We start from the raw sequence: 16,922 nt of genomic DNA, 5'->3' as shown, positions 1-16,922 counted from the left end.
AATATTTATTCTTCTGTTGCCGGCGGCGGTGCTGGCGCGGCTATGCTGTCCTTCACCGGTTTGGTGGCCGTGAGCCATAAATCTACGCTTTCACCGGCCCGGATGAGGTTCAGTTCTCCCAGCTCGTTGCGCCGTGCGGGCGATTGTTTGAAAATGAAGGCGCCCAGGGTGTCCGTTACGCCCCCGTCGATCAGTACCGTGCCCACGTTCAGGTTGCTGGCCGCAAGTATCTCACGGGCCTCGAAATAAGTGCTGCCCACGAGGTCTGGCACCGGGTTTTCCATGCTGCCCGTGCCGCTGCTGAGCACCAGGGTGATGTTGCTCCCTTCGGGGATTTCCTTGCCGGGTTTGATGGGTTTGCCGTTCAGCAGTTGTTCCAGTACGGTATTGGTGGCGAAGTCCGGTTTATAGATGGTATCGCCGATGTTGAGGCGGCGGGCCCGCAGCGTCATTTCCGCGGAGCGGTAAGTGAGCCCCTCCAGGTCGGGCATCGGCACCATGGGCGGCACTACCTTGTTGACGGTGAGGTAGATGGTGCGGTTCACCTTCACCACATCGCCGCGCTCGGGCGTTTGTTCGTATACCAGCAGGGCCGGCATCGTATCGATGTAGATGGAGTCGCGCACTTCCACTTCAAAACCCATCTTCTCCAGGGCGGCGGTGGCTTCCTTGATGCTTTTGCCCCTTACGTCGGGCACCGTCACTTCCTCGCCGTGGCGGGTCAGGAAACTAAGCGAACTGAAAAAGATGATGAAAAAAAGCACAATCACGCCCAGGATAACCAGCAGGTTGAAGCCGAAGGACCGTTTAGTGATGTTGTCGAATAGTTTCATGCGTTGAAAGTAAGGGTATTTTTCTTGCCAAGGCATTCTTCAATAAGCATGCCGTAAAAAGCCTGCAAAGTCAGTCCTGCAGCCCGCACCTGCTGCGGTACGAGGCTGTTTTCACTCTGTCCGGGCATGGTGTTCACCTCCAGGAAATACACATTGCCGGTGCTTTCTTCGAGGATAAAATCGGCCCGCACGATGCCTTTGCAGTTGAGGCGCACATACAGTTCCTGTGCGGCCGACCGGATTTGGGCGGCGGCGGCTTCGGGGATTTCCGCGGGGGTCACCTCGTTGGTGATGCCCGGGGTGTATTTGGCTTCGTAGTCGAAAAACTCCTTGCTGCTGCGGATTTCCGTGAGCGGCAGCACGTTCAGTTTCCCGCTGGCGTAAAACATGCCGCAGGTCACTTCCGTGCCTTTGATGAATTCTTCGATGAGTATCTGGCTGTCTTCTTTGAACGCTTTCTCAATGGCCGGCTGCAGCTCCTCCGCCGTATTCACCTTGCTCATGCCGATGCTGCTGCCCCCTTCCGCCGGTTTCACGAACACGGGAAGGCGGAGCTGTGAAAGGATGGCGGTGGTGTCGTAGGGTTTGTCGCGGAAGATGTGGGCGGATTTGCTCACGTTCACCACGTTCAGCTGGGCCACCACTTTGTTGCAGTAGCTTTTGTTGAAGGTAAGGGCCGACGTGACCATGCCGCAGCTGGTATAGGGGATGCCGAGCATTTCGAAATAACCCTGGAGGCGCCCGTCTTCGCCCGGCGTGCCGTGGATGCCGATGAAAACGGCGTCGAAGCTGATCTTCCGGCCCTCTACCGTCAGGCTGAAGTCGTTTTTGTCCACCTCGTACCCCCTGCCGTCCGGCGCGGTGTAGAGCCAGCTTTCACGGGTGATGATGATTTTGTAAACGTCGTACAGCGCCGCGTCGATGTTTTTTTCGATGACGGCCGCGCTTTGCACCGAAATCACATATTCTCCGGAATAACCTCCGGCTACTAGGGCTATGTTCTTCTTCATAAGGTTTGTAAATAACCTGAAAAGTAAAAAATTAAAAAGGAAGAGCCAACAAATCGCTGGTCCTTCCTTTTCACTTATAGCAAATATTATTGATTTTGAAGGCTAGATGTGGAGTTTGGCTTTTTTGGCCATCAGCTCATCCACCGTTTCCTGGTACATTTCATCGGGTACGCAGCAATCTACCGGGCACACCGCCGCACACTGGGGCTCTTCGTGGAAACCCTGGCACTCGGTACATTTATTCGGTACGATATAATAAGTATCCACGCTGATAGGAGCATTCCGCTGGTCGGCATCCAATTCCGAGCCATCCATGAGGGTATAGGAGCCTTTCACGGTCGTTCCGTCTGCAATCGCCCATTCAACCCCGCCTTCGTAAATGGCATTGTTCGGGCATTCCGGTTCACATGCGCCGCAGTTAATACATTCGTCTGTTATCTTAATTGCCATGTTGTAAACTTTTTGTTTAGGATGTAAGCCATTAATTTTGCTTCAAAAATAGAATATCTTCAATTTAAATACTCAAATAATTTTCGGGGACGCCATGGAGAAATCCGGGCCAAAATATAAAAAACGGCAGGAATATCCGAGGGGGCTTTGAAAAAGACAACATGATACAACACAACATATCACAGAAACTGGCCGTGCTGGAGCGGCTGAACGCCTACCTGGGCGGAGCGGGCACGGACGAAGAACGGGAAAGCCTGGACACGGTGAAACGGCAGGCCTACCAGCACAACGGGTGGTTTACGCCCGAGTTCATCGACCTTTCCATCGACAATATCCGCCAATATTACCTCGCCCGGCCGAAGCTGGAAGAGTGGCTGGCCCAGTATCCCGGCTTCGGGGAACCGGCCGCGCCGAAAAAAGTAGGCATCGTGATGGCGGGGAATATTCCCCTCGTGGGGTTCCACGACTGGCTGACGGGTTTCCTCAGCGGCCACGAGATCCGGCTGAAACTCTCGTCGAAAGACAATATCCTGCTCCCCCACCTGCTCAAAAAGGTGGAAGAATGGGCCCCGGAACTGGCCGGCGTCACCACCATCCACGAGGTGCTGAAAGACTGCGATGCCTATATTGCCACCGGCAGCAACAACTCCGCCCGGTATTTCAACTATTATTTCGCCAAATACCCCCACATCATCCGCCGCAACCGTACTTCCGCCGCCGTGCTCACCGGGGAAGAAACGCCGCAGGAACTGGAGGCGCTGGCAGACGATGTGATGCTGTATTTCGGGCTGGGCTGCCGCAATGTGACCAAGGTGTATGTGCCCGAAGGGTACGATTTCGCTCCCCTGCTGGAGGCCCTGAAGAAATACGATTACCTGGCCGACCATCACAAGTACAAAAACAATTACGACTATAACCTGGCGCTGTACCTGCTCAATACCTCGCCGTACCTGACGAACGACAGCCTGCTGCTCCACGAGTCCGACCCGCTGTTTTCGCCGCTGAGCGTGCTGCATTACGGCTTTTACCGCAACCGCGGGGAGCTGGAAGCGCAGCTCAAAGCCCACCCGGACTTACAGTGCCTGGTGGCCCGCGACGCAATCCCCTTCGGGCAGGCGCAGCGGCCGTCCCTGACGGATTATGCGGACGGCGCCGATACCGCCGCGTTCTTCCGGGGGCTTTAACCAAAATGTCATTCCCTTTGTTATCTTGACAGGCACCGCCAATACTTTTGGCAGTGCCTGTGCCGTTTAATGGGGAGATCATTAAGGCGGCTTTAACGATTGGTATAAAAATCTGTTAAATACTTTGGTGTTATAACGTCTAATCCCGTTTCAGGGTTAAATTTGTATACACAGGCATGCAAATTGATCTTGGAATACCTGAATAAAATTATACCTAATAACCCTTTTAAAACCATCACAAATATGAAATTCAGGCAAGTTGCGGCAACCATTCTGATCAGCGCTGCCACCGCCTTTGGGAGCATATTTGTTTACAGCAAATATTTCCAGCCCCGTCAGGAAGGTGTATTTCAGAACGGTTCGCAGACGGTTCCCGTGAACTATGCGAACTACATGCCCGGCACAGCAGGCAATAACAACCTCACCCCGCCCACGGATTTTTCCGAGGCAGCCCGAATCGGCACGCCGGGTGTGGTGCATATAAAAACGAAAATCAACCCGAAACAGTTACCCAGCAATATTCAGAAGAGAAGAAGCCTGCTGGAGGAATTTTTCGGTGAACAGTTTGAAGACGAAGGCAGCCGCCGCCGGTATTATTCACCGGGCCAGATGGCTTCCGGCTCAGGGGTATTGATCTCCGACGACGGTTTTATTGTAACCAATAACCACGTGGTAGACGATGCGGATGAGATTTCCGTGACCCTCAGCAGCAACAAAACTTACACGGCGAAGGTGATCGGCACCGATCCGAACACTGACCTGGCCGTGATCAAAATAGAGTCCAAAGGCCTGCCTTACCTCCTCTATGGTAACTCGGACGATGTGCAGGTAGGCCAGTGGGTGCTGGCGGTAGGTTATCCCCTGAACCTGGAAACCACCGTTACGGCCGGTATCGTGAGCGCCAAAAGCCGCGCCATCGGCATCAACACCCGCAATCGCCGTTCCGCCATCGAATCGTTCATCCAGACGGACGCGGCGGTGAACCAGGGTAACAGCGGCGGCGCGCTGATCAATACCGCAGGCGAACTGATCGGTATCAACGCGGCCATTGCCTCTCCCACGGGCGCATACGCAGGATATTCCTACGCCATCCCCGTGAACCTGGTGAAAAAAGTGGTGAACGACCTCATGAAATTCGGCAACGTACAACGCGCCTACCTGGGTATTGAATACATGAACCCGAACACCATGAGCGAAAAAGAACTGGAAGCAGCCGGCATGAGCCGCGACCTGGCAGGCATCAAGGTGCTCAACGTACCCGCCACCGGCGCCGCAGCCGCAGCAGGCATCAAGGAAGGAGACATCATTACAAAGATAAACGGCGTGAAAACCTCCTCGATTCCGGAGTTGATGGAGCAGATCAGCCGATACAAACCAGGTGACAAAGTGAGCGTGAATTATTTGCGCAACAACAAAGAGTACACGGCCAGTGCAATTCTGAAGAACCTCGACGGGAATACGGACATTGTGAAGCCAAGTGTACTCGACTACCTGGGGGCTGAGTTTTCATCGCTGAATACACGGTATTCGAAGGAAATGGGGATAGAAGGCGGCGTAGTAGTCACCACTATCAACAGCGGGCTGATTAAAAAGCAGACCAACATGAAACCCGGTTTCGTGATACTGAAAGCCGGCAGCGCCAAAACGACCAATGTGGATGCCCTCAAAAACGCATTGCAGGGTAAAGACAAAGTGAGGCTGGAAGGTTTTTATGCGAACGACCAGTACAGTAATATCCTGTATTACGACCTGGACCTGAGCAATTCCGTGGATTTTTAATCAAGTGTTTTCATATAGGTTTTATAGGTTAGGATTGAAGGCCGCCCGCTTCTCGGGTGGCCTTCTTATTTGAACGCCAACGCATCGATACGGTTAGACGGTTGATACAATTAAAAAAGCCCTCCTGGCGGAGGGCTTTTCTTATGGCCATTTCGGTATTGTGTACAGGAATGACCATATATCCTATGAAAACCCTACTCTAATGTAGGACTATAACCCAATGCGGCGACAGGGCATTTGGTAAACGCCAAGAAATTGTCCGTTAACGGTAATAATCGAAAGGTGAAAATAAGGGCTTACAGGTTGATGACCCCTTTCAGCTGGGTGAAAAACTCGTCTTTCTTACGGGAGGAAATGGGGATATTCTTCTGGTCGCTCATGATCACGGCGGTGCCGAGGCCCTTGATGATCTTCACGATGTGATGGATATTGATGAGGAACGACTTGTGCACGCGGTAAAAACCCTTGTCCGACAACATTTCCTCATACTCCTTGAGCGACTTGGAGATGAGATGGGATACGTTGTTGATGAGCTGGATTTTGGTGTAGCTGTCGAATGCTTCGCAGTAAATGATGTCTTTGAGGTCGATGACATTATAGCCGTCGTTGACGGGGATAACGATTTTGGAGAAGGCGTTATCGTTATTTTTCACGTAGTCCTTCAGGATCGAGGCCAGCTCGTTGAGGCGGCCTTTTTTGCTGCGCTTCACTTTTTCCAACGCGTCTTCCACCTCGCTCACCTTGATCGGTTTGAGCAGGTAGTCCAATGCCGCAAATTTGATCGCCTGTAGCGCATACTCCTGGAATGCCGTAATGAAGATCACTTCAAAGTTAAGGACAGGGAACATTTCCAACAGCTGGAAACCGTTATGTGGGGGCATCTCAATATCCAGAAACAGAACGTCAATAGGGTTATTCTTGATCATTTCAGCGGCCTCGTGGATATTTTGCGCTTCTCCTATCACTTTTACATCCTTGCAGTAATTCTCCAGTATGTTTCGCAGGATATGAATGTTGCGGACCTCGTCGTCTACAATGGCAGCTTTTATAATACTCATAACATCTTTACAATGGGAATCAGGATTTCAACCAAGGTACCTTCCTTGTTGCCGAATCCAGACTTAAATTTATCAATAATTTCTAACTTTCCAACGCTTCCATTAAAAGATTTAATAATCTGGAGTCTTTCTCTAATAACACTCAGGGCGGTGGATTCGTGCTTGGCGAGCTTCCCGCTTTTGATATTATTGGCGTGTTCCCAGCCTATCCCGTCGTCGTCCACCGCACAATACAGCAGGTCCCCATGCATCTCCAGCCGCACCAGCAGGTGCCCGCTGCCGTTTTTAGGGGCCAGGCCGTGCTTCACCGCATTTTCGAGAATGGGCTGTATGATCATGGGCGGGATATACACGGTATACTCCTTTAATTCATCGCTTAATTCGAATTTATATACGAAAGAATTGGCAAAACGTATTTTTTCCAGTTCCAGGTACCGCGCCAGGAAAGCGACCTCTTCCTCCAGCGAGATGTAAGACTTCCGGGAATTGTTGAGCATCTGGCGCATGAGGGTGGCAAAGTCCGCCAGGAAATTGAGGGCCTGCTTTTCCTCTTTCTCCAGGATCAGGTGCTGCACCGAATTGAGGGAGTTAAAGATAAAATGCGGGTTCATCTGGTTGGTCAGCGCCTTGGCTTCCAGTTCGGCGATACGCCGGTTATACTCGGTTTTCCGCTTCTCCCCGCCTTTGATGCGGCCCACGATATACCTGAGAATCAATAATATAGCCAGGATACCCAGCACCACAAGGATAGCCCTCGCCCACCATTCCTGGTACCACCGGGGCAAAATCGAAATGCGCATGGACACTGGGGCGCTCCAGTCGCTTTTGTACTTGCGGGCCCGGAACAGCAGGGTGTAATCTCCCGGCAGCAGGCGCGGGTACGGCACGATGTTGCTTTTGGTGGTCACCCAGCCGGATGTGGTGTCGCCGGAGAAGTTGTACTGGTATTCCACCAGTTCGGGCAGGTCGTACGCGATGGCGCCGAATTCCACCTCCAGAGCGCCCTTGCGCTGGTAGAGGTGGGAAAAATGCGGCCTGGGCGGGAAGCTGCTGTCCGCATACCGGATGGCATTCAGGTACACGGTGGGCGGCACCGTGTCCACGGGAATATGGTCGCGGGAGAAGTAACAGAGGCCGTTGGAGGTGGCCACAAACAGGGTGTCGCCGTAATGGCAGAGCCCCCGGATGTCGTCGCTCATCAGCCCGTCGTTCGACGTGATGTTACGGATAAGCACCCGTTCTTTGGCGTCGATGACGGACACCCCGCGGTTAGTGGCTACGTACAGCCGGTCTTTCCCGTCGTAATATAATTGCTGGCAGATATCGCTGACCAGGTTGTCGCTCGTTTTGAAATGGCGCACGATCTCGTTGTCTTTCAGCACAAAAATCCCCTGGTCGCTGGTGCCTACCCAGAGGTAGCCGTTGATCCACTGCAGGTCCTTGATGCTCTGGCCCAGCCGCGGGTCGCGCTGTACGGGCACCGGCGGCTGGTGGCCGCTGCTGTAGTACAGGCCGGCGCCGGTACCGAGGTAATAAGCGGAATCGTTGATGCACGACACAGACGACACCAGGGTTTCGAGACCGGCAAGGTCGGTGATGTTTTTGGCGTCGATACCCGTCAGGAGTTTGTTGCGGGTCACCACCCGCAGCCTGCCGGAGGGAGTGATGTCCATATCTTTAATGGAGCGCATGTTCATCACCAGCCGGGGTTGCCGCATGCCGGGGGCGTACTGGTAAATGCCGTTATCGGTGCCGATCACCACTTCCTCCCCCTTCGGCAGGGCCATGATCCCGAACACGCTGTTGCGCCCCACGGTGGAGTCGAGCGAAAGGCGGGAAATGTTGCCGTTGCCGTTCATGATATTGAGCATCCCGGCGTTTTCACCGATGTACAGCAGCCCGTTGCGGCGGTCTTTGAACACACTGAACACGGAATGGGAATAGAGCCCGTTGGTATTGTCGAGGTACCCGAAATAAAAGTGTTTGAAGGGAATATGGTACACCCCGTCGCCGTAGGTGGTGATCCAGATATTGCCATCGCGGTCGTTGAGGATGCCGGTAATGTAGTGGTTACTCAGCAGTTTGTTCACCTTCCGCTCCCCTTTAAAGAAGTCGCGGATATAGTAGAGCGCCCGCTGGGTGCCCACCCAGAGGTTGTTGCGGTCGGTGCAGATGCTGCTGATATCCTCGTTGATCCCCCACTCCGAGCCTTTGAGGAAGGGAATCACTTCCCCGGAGGTGTAGGAATACGCCACGTTGCCGGCGAGCAGGATGGGGTATTTGCGGATACGCTCCCCGAAGTCCGGGTCCTTTAGCGGGTACGGCGCGGTGAGGAATATTTTCTGGTTAACGTTGTTGCTGTCTTTGACGGAGGGCAGGTTAAAATACCGCTGGAGGGGCCTGAAGATGCTGTCTTTACTGAGCAGCCAGAGCACGTCGGCCTGTTTGGCGCCCAGCTTGTCGTACACGATCTGCCGGCCATTGTACTGGATGATGCGGCCGGCGGTGTTGAGGAACCATACGGCGCGGGCCTTGTCTTCAAAGGCATACTGCATGTAATGGCTGCGGCTGTTGAAACGCAGGCTGGTGTCGTTTTCCTCGTTGTGCAGCGTATGGCGGCTGTAGAAGGAAGGTTTGCCGTTATTGGTGAAAAACCATACCCTTCCCCGGGAGTCTGCCGCGAGTTTCACGACGTCGTTGTCGGTGAGGCCGTCTTTTTTGGTGTAGTTGCGGAAGCGTTTGCCGTCGAATTTGCTGACGCCGGTGGGGGTGGCGAACCAGATGAACCCTTCCGGGTCCTGTACGGCGGCATATACGGTAGCGTTGGCAAGCCCATCCTTTACATTATAATTGCGGATCACCAGGCCTTGTGCGCACGCAGTGCTGTACAATCCCAGGCTAAAAAGCAGCATTATTATGTAGCGGATGGCTTGCATCAACGATGTTGGATGACAGTATTTTTTGCTTGATTAATAAGCCCTTGCGAACAGCACCCGCTCTTTGGAGGGTTTGCCGGTCAGAATGCAAACACCTGCTTCCTGCGGATTGTTCAACGGGATGCAGCGGATGGTCGCTTTCGTTTTTTCCTTGATGGCGGCTTCGGTTTCAGGGGTACCGTCCCAGTGGGCGGCCACAAAGCCGGTTTTCTCATCCAGCGCGCGTTCGAACGCTTCCCAGGAATCCACCGGGGTGATGTGCTCGTTCCGGAAAGCGAGGGCTTTGTTATACATATTCTGCTGGATTTCGTCCAGCAAAGCTACGATATTGCCTGCCAGGCCGTCGAGGGACAGGCTTTCCTTGGTTTTGGTATCCCTGCGGGCTACCTCGGCCACGTTGTTTTCGAGGTCGCGGGAGCCGATGGCGATACGCACGGGCACGCCTTTCATTTCGTGCTCGGCGAACTTCCATCCCGGGCGGGCGTTGTCGGAATCGTCGTATTTCACCCGGATGCCGGCGGCTTTCAGTTCTTTCACGATCGCGGCCACTTTGGCGTCGATGGGATCTTTCTGGTCCTGCCCTTTATAGATCGGCACAATCACCACCTGTAACGGCGCGATGCGGGGCGGTAGTATAAGTCCGTCGTCGTCGCTGTGCGCCATCACGAGGGCGCCCACGAGGCGGGTGGATACGCCCCAGCTGGTGGCCCAAACATATTCGAGTTTATTCTCCTTGTTAGAGAACTGAACGTCAAAGGCTTTTGCAAAGTTCTGGCCCAGGAAATGGGAGGTGCCGGCCTGGAGGGCCTTGCCGTCCTGCATGAGGGCTTCGATACAGTAGGTGTCCACTGCGCCGGCGAACCGTTCGGAGGCGGATTTAACGCCTTTTACCACGGGCACGGCCATGTAATTTTCCACGAAATCGGCGTACACGTCCAGCATTTTGCGGGTCTCCTCGATGGCTTCCTCTGCGGTGGCGTGGGCGGTATGCCCTTCCTGCCAGAGGAATTCGGTGGTACGGAGGAAGAGGCGGGTACGCATTTCCCAGCGCACGACGTTGGCCCATTGGTTCACGAGCAGGGGGAGGTCGCGGTACGACTGGATCCAGTCTTTATATGTATTCCAGATGATGGTTTCGGAGGTGGGGCGGACGATCAGTTCTTCTTCCAGTTTGGCGTCCGGGTCCACGATCACGCCGCTGCCGTCCGGGTTGTTTTTGAGGCGGTAGTGGGTAACCACGGCGCATTCCTTGGCAAAACCTTCCACGTGGTCGGCTTCTTTGCTGAGGAAGCTTTTAGGGATAAAAAGCGGGAAATACGCGTTCTGGTGGCCTGTTTCCTTGAACATCCGGTCCAGTACGTCTCTCATGTTTTCCCAGAGGGCAAAGCCGTAGGGCTTGATTACCATGCAGCCTTTTACGGCCGAATAGTCAGCGAGGCCGCCTTTCAAAACGAGGTCGTTGTACCATTGCGCATAGTCCTGCGACCGGGCTGTAATCTCTTTACTCATATCAATTTTTTTCTTTTACCGTTTACCCGGTTTGGCTGCTGCTGCAACTGCTTCCTTTACAGGCGGTTAGTGCCTTCTTTTTTCCGTTTATCCGTTTCAGCGGCCACTCAGCAGAAACCCTGCATTTCCGGCGCATCTGACACAATTTATTGGCGTAATATTTGTTTATATAATAATACGGAAAGTGCCACCAACCGGTGTTAAAAATCAGCTACGGCTTAACCGGGTGTGCGAAGATAATAAAACGCTTTGGTGCGGGGCCCATTCTTCAACGATAAAATTCGTTTAAATTGAGTAAATTTACATTGTTCATTAAATATCACCAGATGAGACCTATGATATATAGTGCCGTAGCTGCCGTGCTTGTGTTAAGCAGCTGCTCTTCGGCATATCAAACCGCACAAACGCCGGATGATGTATATCACTCTCCGGCGAGACCGCAAACAGTGTATGCCAGTAACACTGCCAGAAATACGCAAAGTAATGCAGTAGAAGAAACGTATGATGACAATGGCAACACCTATGTAACTTACCAGGACGAAGACGAAGAGCGTTATGATTACGCCCGCCGTATCGACAATTTCAGCAGGGGCTATCGCGGCAACTACTGGGATGGTTATTATTACGACGATTTCTACGGTAGTCCGAATGTTTACATCAACAATTATTACGGCAGCCGCTGGGGCTCATGGGGTTCATACTGGGGCCCTTCGCTCAGCATCGGCTTCGGCTGGGGATATAATCCCTACCGCTGGGGCGGCTGGTACAGCCCGTGGTATGGCTACAGCAATCCCTGGCACGGCTGGTACGGCAGTGGCTGGTATGGCAGCTACTATCCCGGATGGTACGGTGGCAGCGGCTGGTATGGCGGCGGCTACCCGGGTGGCTGGCACGGCGGTTATTACAACTCCCGTCCGTCCAACTCATGGGGCCCGAGAGGTTCTTCCAGCTCAAGGGTGTTCAACAACACCAACAACTGGAATTCCGGCAACAACAGCGGCAGCGGCCGTGGTGCGGCACCCCGGAGGGTATTCGACCGCAGCGGCGGCAATTATACGCCCGATAACACGTCAGGCGGCCGCAGCAGCAATACCAGCGCTCCGAGAAGGGTGTTCGACAGATCATCCAGCGAACGTCCGGTATCACAACCGAACTATAACAACAACAATAGCAACAACAGCGCTCCGAGAAGGGTGTTCGACAGGTCGTCCAGCGAACGTCCGGTATCACAACCGAACTACGAACGCAGCACCCCGCAGCGCAGCGCTCCCGTACGCAGCGAACCTACTTACAGGGCGCCGGAACCGAGCAGGTCTTATCCGAGCCCGAGTTCTTCTCCGTCCAACAGCAGCGGAAGCAGCGCACCGGCCAGAACTTTCCGTCCCAGAGGCGGTTGATCCATATTCTTTGAATGATCAATTGCGGACCGTATAACAACGTCCGTAATTGATCATTCCCTTTTTTACCCCTGTGCTACCAGGTTCAGGTTCGCTTGTTCCACAACAACACAAAACGTTACAGATGAATAAAAGAATCACATTTCTTTTGATAGCCCTTGGTGTATCCGCTCATGGATGGGCCCAGGAAGAAGCGGATGCGCTACGCTACAGCCGCCTCACCACGGGAGGAACGGCGCGCACGCAGGCTATCGGAGGCGCGGCAGGCTCTTTGGGCGGGGATATCACGGCTTCGCACGTTAACCCGGCAGGTATCGGCTTTTACAAAACGAGTGAAGTGGTTATCACACCCGGGTTCTTCTTTAAAAGCAACAGTTCCAGCTACCTCGGCAACAGCGCCGACGAGAAGAAATCAGGCGCCATGCTGGGCAATGCCGGTATCGTTTTCGGCCTGCCCGTACGCAACAGCAACAGCAAATTCAAAAACCTCGCTTTTGCACTGGATTATAACCGCCTCGCCAACTTCAACAATACTTTCCGCCTCGACGGCATCAACCGCACCAGCAGCTACTCCGACCGGTGGGTGGAAGAACTGAACCGCGGCAACAACCCCGTTCCGTTCAGCAGCGCCACGATCGACTACCCGCTGGGCGCAAGCCTCGGGCTGAACACCTACGTGATCGACGCCGAATTCGACGGCTCCGGCAACGCCACCAAATATGTTTCCGGCGTGCCCATCGGCGCCAATGGCATCCGGCAACAGGACCTGATAAAGGAAAAAGGCGGGCAGGACGAGTTTTCCCTCGCACTGGGCGGCAACTACAACGACCAGTTCTACTTCGGGGCCTCGCTGAACTTTCCCACCATCCGCTACGAGCGCACCCGCACCTTCGCGGAAGACGATGAAAGCGGCGACAATAACAACAACTTCGCTTATTTCGAGCATACGGAAAACCTGAAGACAGACGCGGTAGGTTTTAACGCCAAACTCGGCATCATCTACTCGCCCGTACCCAGCCTGCGTTTCGGTGTGGCTTATCACACGCCTTCGTGGTACTCCATGCGCGACCAGTCTACCGCCCGCGTACAGGCCGACCTGGAAGGGTTCAGGCCGCCGAACGACCCGAACTTCACCAACCCGATCTGGCAGGATACCGAGGAACTGACCGACGGTTACCCGATCGAGTACGAATACAAACTGCAAACGCCCAGCCGCGCCATCGGCAGTATCTCCTACATCTTCGGCACCAATGCCGACGTGAGCAAACAGCACGGTTTCATCACCGCTGATGTGGAGTATGTAAACTATGCCGGCGCGAAATATAACTTCAACAAAGGCACCGCCGGCGACCAGGATTTCGCGCGCCGCCTCAACCAGTCGATCGAAGACCTGTACAAAGGCGCGCTGAACTTCCGGGTGGGTGGTGAAATGAAATTCACGGTACTGGCCGTTCGCGCAGGTTTTGCTTATTACAGCAGCCCCTACCAGAACACTGTTTCCGGTGCAGACGGCAGTATGAAAAAATTCAGCGGCGGCATCGGTTACCGTAACAAAGGATTTTTTGCGGACCTCACGTATGTGCATACACTCGCGAGCGACGCCTATCAGCCTTACCGCCTGAGTTCAACCGCCGTAGCACCCGCTACGGTAGACCTTTCCGGCGGTAACGTGCTTGCCACCGTAGGTTTCAAATTCTGATCATAAACATTCCGGATACAAAAAAAGGAAAGGGCGCCGCTCTTTCCTTTTTTGTTTTAGTGCAGTTGCGCCAGTAATGCCTGCATGATGGCATCCCCTTCCCGCGCGTCGAACCATTGTATGTCCGCGTCTTTACGGAACCAGGTGAGCTGCCGTTTGGCGTACTGGCGGGTATGTGTTTTGATGGCTTCCACGGCCTGCGGCAGGCTCAGGGCGCCGTCGAAATAATCGAAGATCTCGGCGTACCCCACCGTCTGCAAAGCATTGTGATGGCGGAATGCTTCCACACTGCGCACTTCCTCCACCAGCCCGGCGTCCATCATCCCGTCTACCCGGCGGTGGATATTGTCGTGCAGCATTTCTTTGGGCAGCTGGATGCCGATTTTGATGATGTTGAAGTTGCGCTGTTGCGGGGTGGCTGTTCTGAAAGCGGTGATGGATTGCCCCGTGGCCTCCAGTACTTCAAGGGCCCTCAGCAGGCGCTGGGGGTTCTGCGTTTCCGCCACGGCGTAGAATGCGGGGTCGCGCCGCCGCAGGGTTTCCTGCAACCAGGCGAGGCCGTGGGCGGCGTATTGTTCGCGTAGCGCGGTACGTATCTCCGGCGGAACAGGCGGCATCCGGTCCATGCCTTCGAGCAGGGCGCGGATATAAAGACCCGTGCCGCCCGCCACAACCGCCACCGGGCGGCGTTTGAAGATATCGTCCGCATACTGCAGCGCGAGCTGCTCATACATGGCCGCGTTCACTTCTTCGGTGATGGAGTGGGAATTGATGAAATAATGCGGTACCGCGGCCAGTTCTTCCGGCGAGGGTTTAGCCGTGCCGATGCTCAGTTCGCGGTAGCACTGACGGGAATCAGCGGAGATAATCTCCGTTCCCAGCTGTTGAGCGATTCGTATAGCCAATGCCGTTTTACCTACAGCCGTAGGGCCGGCCAGTACCACCACCGTATTTTTCATCCGGATGCAGGAATATGTTGTATGCAAAACGGGGCCGCTGTAGCAGCGGCCCCGTCAGTATGGTTATTAAAAGATATTTTCTTCTTCGCCGCCGCTTTCTTCCGCGCCGTCCTCTTCTCCTTCCGCCTCCTCTCCTTCTTCACCGAAGCCGTCTTCCGACATGCCTTCGCGGTTGAGGTCATATTTCTCTTCCATTTCCACCAGTTTGTCGCCGATCAGGCCCTTGGTGCCGTACTGGCTGGGGGCCAGGCCTTCTTTGCGTACGCAGGCGGGATAGGTGAGTTTCACGTTTTCATCTTTGGCTACACCGATCAGTTCAACGAGAAACGTCCAGTTTTTCGCATAATCGTAGAGGTAAATGAATTTCTGGTTGGGAGCCTTCACCATGGCGCCGATGGGCGTTTCCCCCATCATCAGCGGTTCTACCTTTCGGGCCTGGTTATCGGCTTCGAGGATGATCTCGCGGCCACGCTGCCAGTTGTCGTTGCTGCGGAAAAACGTGGCTTTGTGTTTACTGTCAAACTCATATGCAGTTAATATGGCTTGATGGAACTGTAAAAAATTCTGGGACGGCTTAACCGCAATGTCTCTGTAGACACTCTCATCTTCTTCCCAATAAACTCTAAACTTCAATACCGGCATATGATTAAGTTATAGGCGTACGGCAAAAGTACCAAATTATTTAACAGGGGTCAAATTCAGTTCTTTGGCTTTATCCAGCATGTACTGGTAAGCTGCTTCATAATTGTTCGGAATGATACCGTCGAGGATCGCTTCCCGGATGGTGTTTTTAAGATCACCCACGATGCGCCCGGGCTTGAGGCCGAACACTTCCATGATCAGCTCACCGGTGATGGGCGGCTGCCAGTTGCGGATGCGGTCGCTTTCCTCCACTTCTTTCAGCCGTTCGCGCACGAGTTCGAAATTCTCGAGGTACCGCTTCACTTTCGCGCGGTTCTTGGAAGTGATGTCCGCTTCGCAAAGCAGCATCAGCGCCTCGAGGTCTTCCCCGGCATCGAACAGCAATCGCCGTATAGCCGAATCCGTTATATTCTCCTTGGTAAGGCTGATGGGCCGCAAATGCAGTTCCACCAGCTTGCGCACCTGGCGCATTTCCGCGTGCTGCGGCAGTTTCAGCCGGGCGAAGATGCGGGGCACCATTTTGCCGCCCACCGCATCATGACCATGAAACGTCCACCCATGGCCTTCTTCGAAGCGTTTGGTGGCCGGTTTGCCGATGTCGTGCAACAGGGCCGACCAGCGGAGCCAGAGGTCCTTGGTATGACGGGCGATGTTGTCCACCACCTGCAGCGTATGATAAAAATTGTCCTTGTGCCCTTTGCCTTCCTGCATTTCCACGCCTACGAGGTCGATCATCTGTGGGAAGATGATTTTCAGCAGGCCGGATTTGTACAACAGGTCGAGGCCCACAGAAGGTTTGGGCGACAGCAATATTTTATTCAGTTCGTCCGTGATCCTTTCCTGCGAGATGATTTTAATCCTTTCCGCATGATCGGCGATGGCCTGGAAGGTTTCCGGCACGATGCTGAAATTCAGCTGTGAGGCGAACCGGATGGCGCGCATCATGCGCAGCGGGTCGTCACTGAAGGTGGCGCCCGGTTCCAGGGGGGTACGGATGAGTTTATCCTGCAAATCCTGCAGCCCGTTGAACGGATCCAGCAGGCTGCCGTAATCGGCTTTATTGAGGCTGATGGCGAGTGCGTTGATGGTAAAATCGCGGCGCAACTGATCGTCTTCCAGCGTGCCCGGCATTACTTCCGGGTTGCGCGATTCGCGGCTGTAACTTTCTTTGCGGGCGCCCACGAACTCTATTTCGAGGTCTTTATACCGGATCTGGGCGGTGCCGTAGGTTTTGAAATAGTTCACTTTCAGCGCCGGATCGAGGGTGGCCGCTACTTTATGGGCCAGCGTAATGCCGTCCCCGACGCAAACGATATCCATATCCTTGGTGGGCCGGCCCAGGAGCTTATCCCTGACGAAACCGCCGATGAGGTAGCAGGGAACGCCAATCTGGCGCGCTGCACCGGCCACGCTTTCGAACAAATCCATTTCCCGTGGTGTACAGGGAATCTGCATATACTTTCTAC

General features: G+C 54.2%; 13 protein-coding genes. 4 read left to right on the top strand and 9 right to left on the bottom strand.

From position 1 onward, the window contains the following. Positions 1-5: 5 nt before the first annotated feature. From EGT74_RS24420 to EGT74_RS24410, 3 genes are all read right to left on the bottom strand, one after another. Positions 6-833: a PASTA domain-containing protein gene (locus EGT74_RS24420; protein ID WP_123849239.1), complete on the bottom strand. Its 828-nt coding sequence runs from the start codon at positions 831-833 to the stop codon at positions 6-8. Further along, positions 830-1,843: a D-alanine--D-alanine ligase gene (locus tag EGT74_RS24415; RefSeq protein WP_123849238.1), complete on the bottom strand. Its 1,014-nt coding sequence runs from the start codon at positions 1,841-1,843 to the stop codon at positions 830-832. The genes EGT74_RS24420 and EGT74_RS24415 overlap by 4 nt, the downstream gene beginning before the upstream one ends. 102 nt (positions 1,844-1,945) lie before the next feature. Continuing rightward, on the bottom strand, positions 1,946-2,293 hold the full coding sequence (locus EGT74_RS24410; protein WP_123849237.1) for a 4Fe-4S dicluster domain-containing protein: 348 nt from the start codon (positions 2,291-2,293) through the stop codon (positions 1,946-1,948). 161 nt (positions 2,294-2,454) lie between these two features. Between EGT74_RS24410 and EGT74_RS24405 the strand changes: the two genes are divergently transcribed. Together EGT74_RS24405 and EGT74_RS24400 are read left to right on the top strand one after the other, a co-directional pair. Further along, positions 2,455-3,477, top strand: coding sequence for an acyl-CoA reductase (locus EGT74_RS24405; RefSeq protein WP_123849236.1), 1,023 nt, complete (start codon positions 2,455-2,457; stop codon positions 3,475-3,477). A gap of 243 nt (positions 3,478-3,720) precedes the next feature. After that, positions 3,721-5,256 (top strand): trypsin-like peptidase domain-containing protein, encoded by a 1,536-nt coding sequence (locus tag EGT74_RS24400; protein ID WP_123849235.1) that lies wholly within the window; start codon positions 3,721-3,723, stop codon positions 5,254-5,256. A gap of 296 nt (positions 5,257-5,552) precedes the next feature. Here EGT74_RS24400 and EGT74_RS24395 read toward each other — a convergent pair whose 3' ends face one another. From EGT74_RS24395 to proS, 3 genes are read right to left on the bottom strand one after another with little or no spacing between them, the layout of a single operon-like run. Next, positions 5,553-6,314: a LytR/AlgR family response regulator transcription factor gene (locus tag EGT74_RS24395; protein ID WP_074237512.1), complete on the bottom strand. Its 762-nt coding sequence runs from the start codon at positions 6,312-6,314 to the stop codon at positions 5,553-5,555. Beyond that, positions 6,311-9,226 carry a sensor histidine kinase gene (locus tag EGT74_RS24390; protein ID WP_158618292.1) on the bottom strand — a complete coding sequence of 972 codons (2,916 nt, stop codon included), beginning with the start codon at positions 9,224-9,226 and terminating at the stop codon, positions 6,311-6,313. The genes EGT74_RS24395 and EGT74_RS24390 overlap by 4 nt, the downstream gene beginning before the upstream one ends. A 57-nt stretch (positions 9,227-9,283) precedes the next feature. After that, positions 9,284-10,759 (bottom strand): proline--tRNA ligase, encoded by a 1,476-nt coding sequence (proS, locus tag EGT74_RS24385; RefSeq protein WP_123849233.1) that lies wholly within the window; start codon positions 10,757-10,759, stop codon positions 9,284-9,286. Positions 10,760-11,085: 326 nt separating this feature from the next. On the opposite strand from proS, the gene EGT74_RS24380 reads away from it, so the two are divergent. Together EGT74_RS24380 and EGT74_RS24375 are read left to right on the top strand one after the other, a co-directional pair. After that, positions 11,086-12,156, top strand: a complete 1,071-nt coding sequence (locus EGT74_RS24380; RefSeq protein ID WP_123849232.1) for a hypothetical protein — start codon at positions 11,086-11,088, stop codon at positions 12,154-12,156. Between the two features lie 124 nt (positions 12,157-12,280). Next, positions 12,281-13,855: an OmpP1/FadL family transporter gene (locus tag EGT74_RS24375; RefSeq protein ID WP_123849231.1), complete on the top strand. Its 1,575-nt coding sequence runs from the start codon at positions 12,281-12,283 to the stop codon at positions 13,853-13,855. Between the two features lie 56 nt (positions 13,856-13,911). Here EGT74_RS24375 and miaA read toward each other — a convergent pair whose 3' ends face one another. The 3 genes from miaA to EGT74_RS24360 all read right to left on the bottom strand — a co-directional run bounded on the left by miaA (position 13,912) and on the right by EGT74_RS24360 (position 16,911). Next, the gene (gene miaA, locus EGT74_RS24370) at positions 13,912-14,814 is read right to left on the bottom strand and encodes a tRNA (adenosine(37)-N6)-dimethylallyltransferase MiaA (RefSeq protein WP_123849230.1); all 903 of its coding nucleotides are present in this window, start codon (positions 14,812-14,814) and stop codon (positions 13,912-13,914) included. Between the two features lie 66 nt (positions 14,815-14,880). Further along, complete coding sequence (locus EGT74_RS24365) at positions 14,881-15,456, bottom strand: IS1096 element passenger TnpR family protein (RefSeq protein ID WP_123849229.1); 576 nt, start codon at positions 15,454-15,456, stop codon at positions 14,881-14,883. A 36-nt stretch (positions 15,457-15,492) separates the two neighbouring features. Then, complete coding sequence (locus EGT74_RS24360; RefSeq protein WP_123849228.1) at positions 15,493-16,911, bottom strand: CCA tRNA nucleotidyltransferase; 1,419 nt, start codon at positions 16,909-16,911, stop codon at positions 15,493-15,495. Positions 16,912-16,922 lie beyond the last annotated feature (11 nt).

This window comes from Chitinophaga lutea, from assembly GCF_003813775.1.
Classification (GTDB): Bacteria; Bacteroidota; Bacteroidia; order Chitinophagales; family Chitinophagaceae; genus Chitinophaga; species Chitinophaga lutea.
This window is presented reverse-complemented; position numbering and strand designations above follow the sequence as displayed.

Excerpts from the sequence above, each read along its gene's own strand:
- EGT74_RS24420 (WP_123849239.1), bottom strand. The coding sequence starts at position 833 with ATGAAACTATTCGACAACATCACTAAACGGTCCTTCGGCTTCAACCTG.
- EGT74_RS24415 (WP_123849238.1), bottom strand. The coding sequence starts at position 1,843 with ATGAAGAAGAACATAGCCCTAGTAGCCGGAGGTTATTCCGGAGAATAT.
- EGT74_RS24410 (WP_123849237.1), bottom strand. The coding sequence starts at position 2,293 with ATGGCAATTAAGATAACAGACGAATGTATTAACTGCGGCGCATGTGAA.
- EGT74_RS24405 (WP_123849236.1), top strand. The coding sequence starts at position 2,455 with ATGATACAACACAACATATCACAGAAACTGGCCGTGCTGGAGCGGCTG.
- EGT74_RS24400 (WP_123849235.1), top strand. The coding sequence starts at position 3,721 with ATGAAATTCAGGCAAGTTGCGGCAACCATTCTGATCAGCGCTGCCACC.
- EGT74_RS24395 (WP_074237512.1), bottom strand. The coding sequence starts at position 6,314 with ATGAGTATTATAAAAGCTGCCATTGTAGACGACGAGGTCCGCAACATT.
- EGT74_RS24390 (WP_158618292.1), bottom strand. The coding sequence starts at position 9,226 with ATGCTGCTTTTTAGCCTGGGATTGTACAGCACTGCGTGCGCACAAGGC.
- proS (WP_123849233.1), bottom strand. The coding sequence starts at position 10,759 with ATGAGTAAAGAGATTACAGCCCGGTCGCAGGACTATGCGCAATGGTAC.
- EGT74_RS24380 (WP_123849232.1), top strand. The coding sequence starts at position 11,086 with ATGAGACCTATGATATATAGTGCCGTAGCTGCCGTGCTTGTGTTAAGC.
- EGT74_RS24375 (WP_123849231.1), top strand. The coding sequence starts at position 12,281 with ATGAATAAAAGAATCACATTTCTTTTGATAGCCCTTGGTGTATCCGCT.
- miaA (WP_123849230.1), bottom strand. The coding sequence starts at position 14,814 with ATGAAAAATACGGTGGTGGTACTGGCCGGCCCTACGGCTGTAGGTAAA.
- EGT74_RS24365 (WP_123849229.1), bottom strand. The coding sequence starts at position 15,456 with ATGCCGGTATTGAAGTTTAGAGTTTATTGGGAAGAAGATGAGAGTGTC.
- EGT74_RS24360 (WP_123849228.1), bottom strand. The coding sequence starts at position 16,911 with ATGCAGATTCCCTGTACACCACGGGAAATGGATTTGTTCGAAAGCGTG.